We start from the raw sequence: 6,561 nt of genomic DNA, 5'->3' as shown, positions 1-6,561 counted from the left end.
CTTCTCATTAATTGTTTTTGCATAGCTATTCCTCTTTCTATTCTTCATGGTCTTTCCAATAATCTCTTATGCTGATCAACTGTGTTTTTGAAGCCTTCAGCATGCGTCTAGAGCCTTTTACCTGTACAGCAACCACCTGTTGTGGTAAATACAAAACTGTCTTAAAGATACGCTGGCTGACCGTGTCATCTTTTGCTAAATCTTTCTGGAAGTTATTTGAAATAATGGCATCCAGATAAAACTCATGCACTCGTTTCCCAAAGTTCTCAGCTGAAATCTCGTATAATTTCGCTGATAAGATATGCTCATTCATATCTGGCGTTGCAATCAGAGCTTCTAAAATAGCTCCAGCCAAATCATGCTCGCCGTAATATAAAGTTCCAAACATCTTGTTATTGATAAGATTGTCCAGATAAGGATTTCCGTGAGCAATGACAGGCGTTCCACTGGCCAAGCTTTCCAAGTATGTCAAACCCTGCGTTTCACTTGTTGAGGCCGAGATGAAGAAATCTGCTGCCTTATAGTAAAGAGCCGTCTCACTAGGAGCAATCATTCCTGTAAAGATAACCGAGTCTCGAATCTCTAGTTTCTGGGCTTGCTCTTTAAGATCATTCAGATAAGGCCCATCCCCAGCAACAACCAGTTTAACCTTGTCTTCTTCTTTCAAAACTTCTGCAAAAGCTGCTAATACTGCTTGAATATTTTTTTCATAAGAAATTCTGGAAAGACTAAGCAACATCTTTTCATCATCTTGAATCCCTAGTTTACTACGCAGTTCTGTCAAATTTTCCTGCTTTATTTCCGGACGCTCAAACTTAGCTAACTCAATACCAGTTGGAATAACCCGCTTTTCAACCTTAACTTTATAGTCAGATAGCAAGTCACGGACAATCTCACTCGGGCAAATGACTCCATCCACATCGTGCAGGAAACCTCTGACTAAGTACTTGACCATACTCGGACGAATCAACATCCCCTTAGCAATATAATGCACATAGTCTTCGTACTGGGTGTGATAGGTATGGATGACTGGAATCTTCAATTCACGCGCAATCCAAATCCCCAACAAGCCAAGAGAAAATTCTGTCTGAGTGTGAATAATATCTAGCTGATATTGTTTAGCAATTTCAAGCGCCTTGCTGAATCCTCGATAGGCAAAGCGGCGATCCTTAAAAGCAAAGAAAGGAACACTTGGAATGCGGATAATTTGCCAATCTTCGTAGCGATTGACATCCTTATCTGTCGTTGTAAAGATAAAAACAGCATGTCCCTGCTTTTCAAGTTCTGTTTTCAAGGTTCGAATACTGGTCGCAACACCAGAAACCTGAGGAAAATAGGTATCTGTAAATAAACCAATTCGCATAGATTACCTCACTTTTTACTTTCTCCCTAAAGCGGCTTGTTTCTCATAAAAGTCCAACCAGATTTGTAACAGATGCTCTTCTGAATACTCTCTAGAAATATTCTTAGCTTTTTCTTTCAAATCTTTTAAAGCAGCAGGATTCGCTTGATATTCCAGAATAGCTTCTTTCATCTCTTCTCTATCTGCTGTCGCCCGATAATTTCCCTCTAAAATCACCTTATAAAGATCCAAATCACGTAGCATAATAGGAGCCTCACAACTGGCAGCTTCTAGAATAGTCATCGGAAAAAGTTCATTGTAACTAGGCAACAAGAAAAGATCTGCTAAGGCATACAATTCGCGCATCCGCTCTGGTGACACGATACCTGGAAAAATCAAATTTTTAGGGGGATTTTCCATTATTTTCTTGTAGCGCTCATAACCATCTGTCATGCCACCAAAAGAGAAACCACCAGCCCAGATAAAGGTAATCTGAGGCAATTCCTCAGCCAGACGGATAAAATCATCAATCCCTTTGCGTTTCTGAACTTGACCAGCACCTACTACGATAAACTGATTGTCACTAAGACCTAGCTCTGTTCGCAGACTCGCTACCTCTTCTTGTGGAAGAGGATGCCATTTTTCCTTATTGACAAAGTTAGGAATATAGGTCACTTTTTCACGTGGAATACCAGCTGCCACCAAATCCTCGATAAACATAGGATTAACCACAACCAAGTGCTCCATCCGGTTGTAAAAAGAAAATACATAGCGTTTAACAATTCCCTTTAAGAAAAATGGAATTTTCAAACTCCCCTCAAGTGTATCAGGTAAGAAATGCACGTAGCCAATTTTTCTCCCTGAGCGTTTCTTTTGGAATGTTGATAAATAATAGGGGAAATCAATCGTATGAAAGTGAGTCACATCTGCCTCGATTGGAAGATTTTCTGTAACAATCAATTGGTCCTTGGCATCACGGTGAAGAAGACGAACCAATTCACGGTAAGCACCTGAAACTCCTTGTCCTGCTACTTTCTCACTTGAACTTAACATATTGATGCGTAATTTCTTTTTTTCCATAACTACTATTATATCATTTTCTTTGAATAAAATCAGCAAAAGAAAGGAGAGACTAGAGGAAAAGAGGGGGAAATTTCCTCGCTTTTCCAATAATCTCTCACATGCTATTGTATGTTTACTTAATGCCTAGGGCAATGCGTGCATAGCGACTCATTTTTTCAACTGTCCAGGCTGGATACCAGACTAATTTAACCTCAGTATCCGTTACTTCTGGTACCTCTGTCATAGCATCATAAATCTGGTCCGTCAAAAGGTCTGCTAGGGGACAACCCATGGTTGTCAAAGTCATATCAATCTCTGTTTGACCTGTGTCGCCATCGAAACGAATCTCATAAATCAAACCAAGATTAACAATATCGATTCCCAACTCAGGGTCGATGACTTCTTCCAAGGCTGATAAAATTCTTGTTTTGATATTTTCAATTTGCTCTTCTGTATAAGCCATATTTTTCCTCACTCTTAGTCTTCAATAAAATCACGAAGGGGTTTGCTGCGACTTGGTTGACGCAATTTTCTCAAAGCCTTGGCCTCAATCTGACGGATACGCTCACGAGTCACGTTAAAGACTTTACCCACATCTTCAAGAGTACGCATTTTACCATCATCTAGCCCAAAACGCAGACGCAGAACATTTTCTTCACGGTCTGTAAGAGTATCCAAGACCTCATCCAACTGCTCACGCAAGACGATACGAGTTGTGTAGTCCACTGGATTTTCAATCACTTCATCTTCGATAAAGTCTCCAAGGTGGCTATCATCCTCTTCACCGATAGGAGTTTCAAGGGATACCGGTTCTTGGGCAATCTTCAAGATTTCACGAACCTTGTCAGGTGTCATATCCATACGTTCAGCGATTTGCTCAGGTGTTGGATCTTGCCCCAATTCTTGAAGGAGATTACGCTGTTCACGAACCAATTTATTGATGGTTTCAACCATGTGAACTGGGATACGGATGGTACGAGCTTGATCCGCAATGGCACGAGTGATAGCCTGACGAATCCACCAAGTTGCATAAGTTGAAAACTTGAATCCTTTAGAATAGTCAAACTTATCAACCGCCTTCATCAAGCCCATGTTCCCTTCTTGAATCAAGTCAAGGAACTGCATACCACGTCCGACATAACGTTTTGCTATAGAAACAACCAAACGAAGGTTGGCTTCCGCAAGACGTTGTTTGGCTTCGATATCGCCAGCTTCAACTGCTAGTGCTAATTCTTTTTCCTCTTCATTGGTCAAGAGAGGCACGACACCAATTTCTTTCAAGTACATACGAACAGGGTCGTTGACCTTAGCCGAAGTTGACCCAATCAAGTCCTCATCGCTGAGTTCTGGTTCTTCTTCAGTGCTAAGAACACGAGCACTCGGATTTCCTTCGTTATCTGTGATAGAAATCCCTGCATCCTGAATTCGTTGCAAGAGATCTTCAATCCCATCAGCATCCAAGGTAAAAGGAATCACCAGACTAGCATTGATTTCATCATCAGTTGCTGTCCCTTTTTGTTTATGATTACGGATAAATTCTGCTACTTGTACGTCAAATGTTGTTACTTCTTTTTGTTTTGTTGCCATTATTACTCCATTCTTCTCTTTTGGGAAATTAAACGTTCCAATTCTTCTAGGGCTGTGTCTGTATCTCCTACATGGCTCGCTTCCTGCACCTTCTTTTTGATTCTCATATTGTCCTGATTCAAGAGAGCCTTGTTTCGAGTCATCTCTACTTCACTAAGTTCCTGAGGTGACATCTCATCAGGTAAATCCTGAGCTAAAACTTGGTACCAAGCTCTTTCAACTTCCTCTGTCTGTTCTGCTAAAACTTCGGGAGGAAGATTGCCATACTGACCAAGCAAGTCATATAAGACCTGAAATTCAGGTGTGTCAAATGCAAAATCTTCTCGCAAACGGTAATCATTCAAAATAAGGGGAGATTCCATCATTCGATAAAGTAGATGAGCTTCTGCCCTCATAATAGCCGATAACTGCTTGGTGACAGGCATGGTAATTGGCGTCGGTCTGGAAATTCCTTCCATGCGATTCTGTCTTTGCGCCTGTCGACTCTCATTCACAATCTGCTCAATCTGCGCATAATCAAAAGACGCCAGACTATCAGCTAAAATATGAATATAACTGTTTTGAGCAGTGATAGACTTTTCTTGAACAATCAAGGGAGCTATTTTTTCAATAAACTCAATCTGGGCCTGCAGATTTTCACTATTTTCAGGTTTGTACTGGTGAATGTAAAACTCAATCGGACTAATACGAGTTTTCGTTAATAGATAGGCCAAGTCTTCTGGTCCATTTTTTTGTAGATACTCATCTGGATCCAAGTTATCAGGCATACTAACGATTTGCACAGGCATATCGCCAATTTCATCCAAAGCTTTCAATGTCGCAGCTTGCCCAGCCTTATCGCCATCGTAAACAAGAACCAACTTCTTGGTTAACCTTTTCAGATGCTCAACATGCTCACGACTCAAGGCCGTTCCCATAGACGCCACAGCATTTTCGATTCCAGCCCGATAGGCTGCAATGACATCCATGAACCCTTCCATGAGGTAAATCTCACTGGCTTTACCAGAAGATTTTTTTGCCCTATCCATATGATATAATTCGTAACTTTTGTTAAAAATTGCAGTCGATCGGCTATTTTTATACTTAGAAGTTTGTGAATCCGTTTTCTGCCAGATACGACCTGAGAAGGCAATGACCTTTCCCTGATCATTGGTCAAGGGAAACATAATCCGATTGTGAAAGGTGTCTACAAATTGATTGGCATCTGAGAGGTAAAATAGCCCTGAATCCAGGAAATCCTCTTCACGATACTGACCAGACAAACGTTGATAGAGATAGTTTCGTTCTGGAGGTGCTAAACCAATCCGAAAATGCTTGAGCACTTCATCTGTCAAACCACGCTGATAAAGGTAGTTTCTGGCCTCCTCCCCCATGGTCGTTGTCATGAGAATAGCATGATAAAATTTGGCTGCATCTTCGTGCATATCATAAAGAGCTTGATGAGGCGAGGCTGGATTCTGCTCACTATAAAACGGTTTTTCCACCTCTATCCCAACACGCTGACCTAAGATTTGGACAGCCTCTATAAAGGGAACCCCTTGGTACTCCTCGATGAACTTAAAGACGTCACCTGAGCGACCACAACCAAAACAGTGGTAAAACTGCTTGTCCTCTACAACGTTGAAAGAAGGTGTTTTTTCACCATGAAAAGGACAGAGCCCTAGATAGTTCCGTCCTGCCTTTTGTAAAGAAATCACATCTCCTATGACTTCCACAATGTTGGCATTGTTTTTGATTTCTTCAATGACTTGTTTGTCAACCATACACAATACCTCCATGTTATCATAGTTTACTTTATATAGTATACTTTATTTCAGAAAAAAAGTAAACCATTTCACTCATTTTCCCTACTTTATTCAAAGAGTTGATAATAATCAGAGATTTTCATTTTTGCTTTTTCTTCTTGGTTCAAATCTTGGATAATTCGTCCTTCTTTCATGACAATTAAACGATTGCCATATTTGAGAGCATCTTCCATGTGGTGGGTAATCATAAGTGCTGTCAACTGATCTTTCTTGACAAATTCATCTGTCAATTCCATGAGTGCCACACTGGTCTTTGGATCCAGGGCTGCAGTATGCTCGTCCAACAAGAGTAATTCAGGACGCTTCAAGGTTGCCATCAAGAGGCTCAAGGCCTGTCTTTGTCCACCTGATAAGAACTCAATCGGTGTGTTCAAATGTTTCTCAAGACCGTTTCCTACTTTTTCAATAGTCGTCTGAAACTCATCCTTATAGCTAGCCAGACGTCTTGGTAACAATCCACGCTTTTCACCACGAAACTTGGCAATCAAAAGATTTTCAGCTACTGTCATACGAGGAGCTGTCCCCATCTTGGGATCTTGGAAAACACGAGACAGATACTTGGCTCTCTTCTCTGGTGAAAATTTGGTAACATCTTCACCTAAGATACGAATTGTCCCACTGGTTAGTGATAAGGTTCCAGCAATAGTGTTAAAAAGAGTTGATTTACCAGCACCATTTAGTCCAATCAAACCAACTAATTTCCCACTTTCAACTGTAAAAGATACATCCTTTAAGACAGGGACGTGAACATAGCCTCCTGTCAGG

6 protein-coding genes are annotated in these 6,561 nt (G+C 40.9%); all 6 read right to left on the bottom strand.

Features of this window, described 5'->3' with window-relative positions; genetic code table 11:
- Positions 1-37 precede the first annotated feature (37 nt).
- Positions 38-1,363: a glycosyltransferase family 4 protein gene (locus tag QZ565_RS07370; RefSeq protein WP_295527632.1), complete on the bottom strand. Its 1,326-nt coding sequence runs from the start codon at positions 1,361-1,363 to the stop codon at positions 38-40.
- A gap of 15 nt (positions 1,364-1,378) precedes the next feature.
- Positions 1,379-2,422, bottom strand: coding sequence for an alpha-galactosylglucosyldiacylglycerol synthase (cpoA, locus tag QZ565_RS07365; RefSeq protein WP_239822214.1), 1,044 nt, complete (start codon positions 2,420-2,422; stop codon positions 1,379-1,381).
- A gap of 115 nt (positions 2,423-2,537) precedes the next feature.
- On the bottom strand, positions 2,538-2,867 hold the full coding sequence (locus QZ565_RS07360; protein WP_000331925.1) for a metal-sulfur cluster assembly factor: 330 nt from the start codon (positions 2,865-2,867) through the stop codon (positions 2,538-2,540).
- A 14-nt stretch (positions 2,868-2,881) separates the two neighbouring features.
- Entirely contained in the window at positions 2,882-3,991 is a 1,110-nt protein-coding gene (gene rpoD, locus QZ565_RS07355) for an RNA polymerase sigma factor RpoD (RefSeq protein ID WP_000201903.1), read from the bottom strand.
- 2 nt (positions 3,992-3,993) lie between these two features.
- Positions 3,994-5,754: a DNA primase gene (gene dnaG, locus QZ565_RS07350; RefSeq protein ID WP_295527626.1), complete on the bottom strand. Its 1,761-nt coding sequence runs from the start codon at positions 5,752-5,754 to the stop codon at positions 3,994-3,996.
- An 89-nt stretch (positions 5,755-5,843) separates the two neighbouring features.
- Positions 5,844-6,560 (bottom strand): ABC transporter ATP-binding protein, encoded by a 717-nt coding sequence (locus tag QZ565_RS07345; RefSeq protein ID WP_295527623.1) that lies wholly within the window; start codon positions 6,558-6,560, stop codon positions 5,844-5,846.
- Between the last annotated feature and the right edge of the window lies 1 nt (position 6,561).

The sequence above is a fragment of the uncultured Streptococcus sp. genome (assembly GCF_915066115.1).
Taxonomy (GTDB): domain Bacteria; phylum Bacillota; class Bacilli; order Lactobacillales; family Streptococcaceae; genus Streptococcus.
Note: the sequence above shows the minus strand (reverse complement) of the source record. Positions and strands in the feature narration are given on the sequence as shown.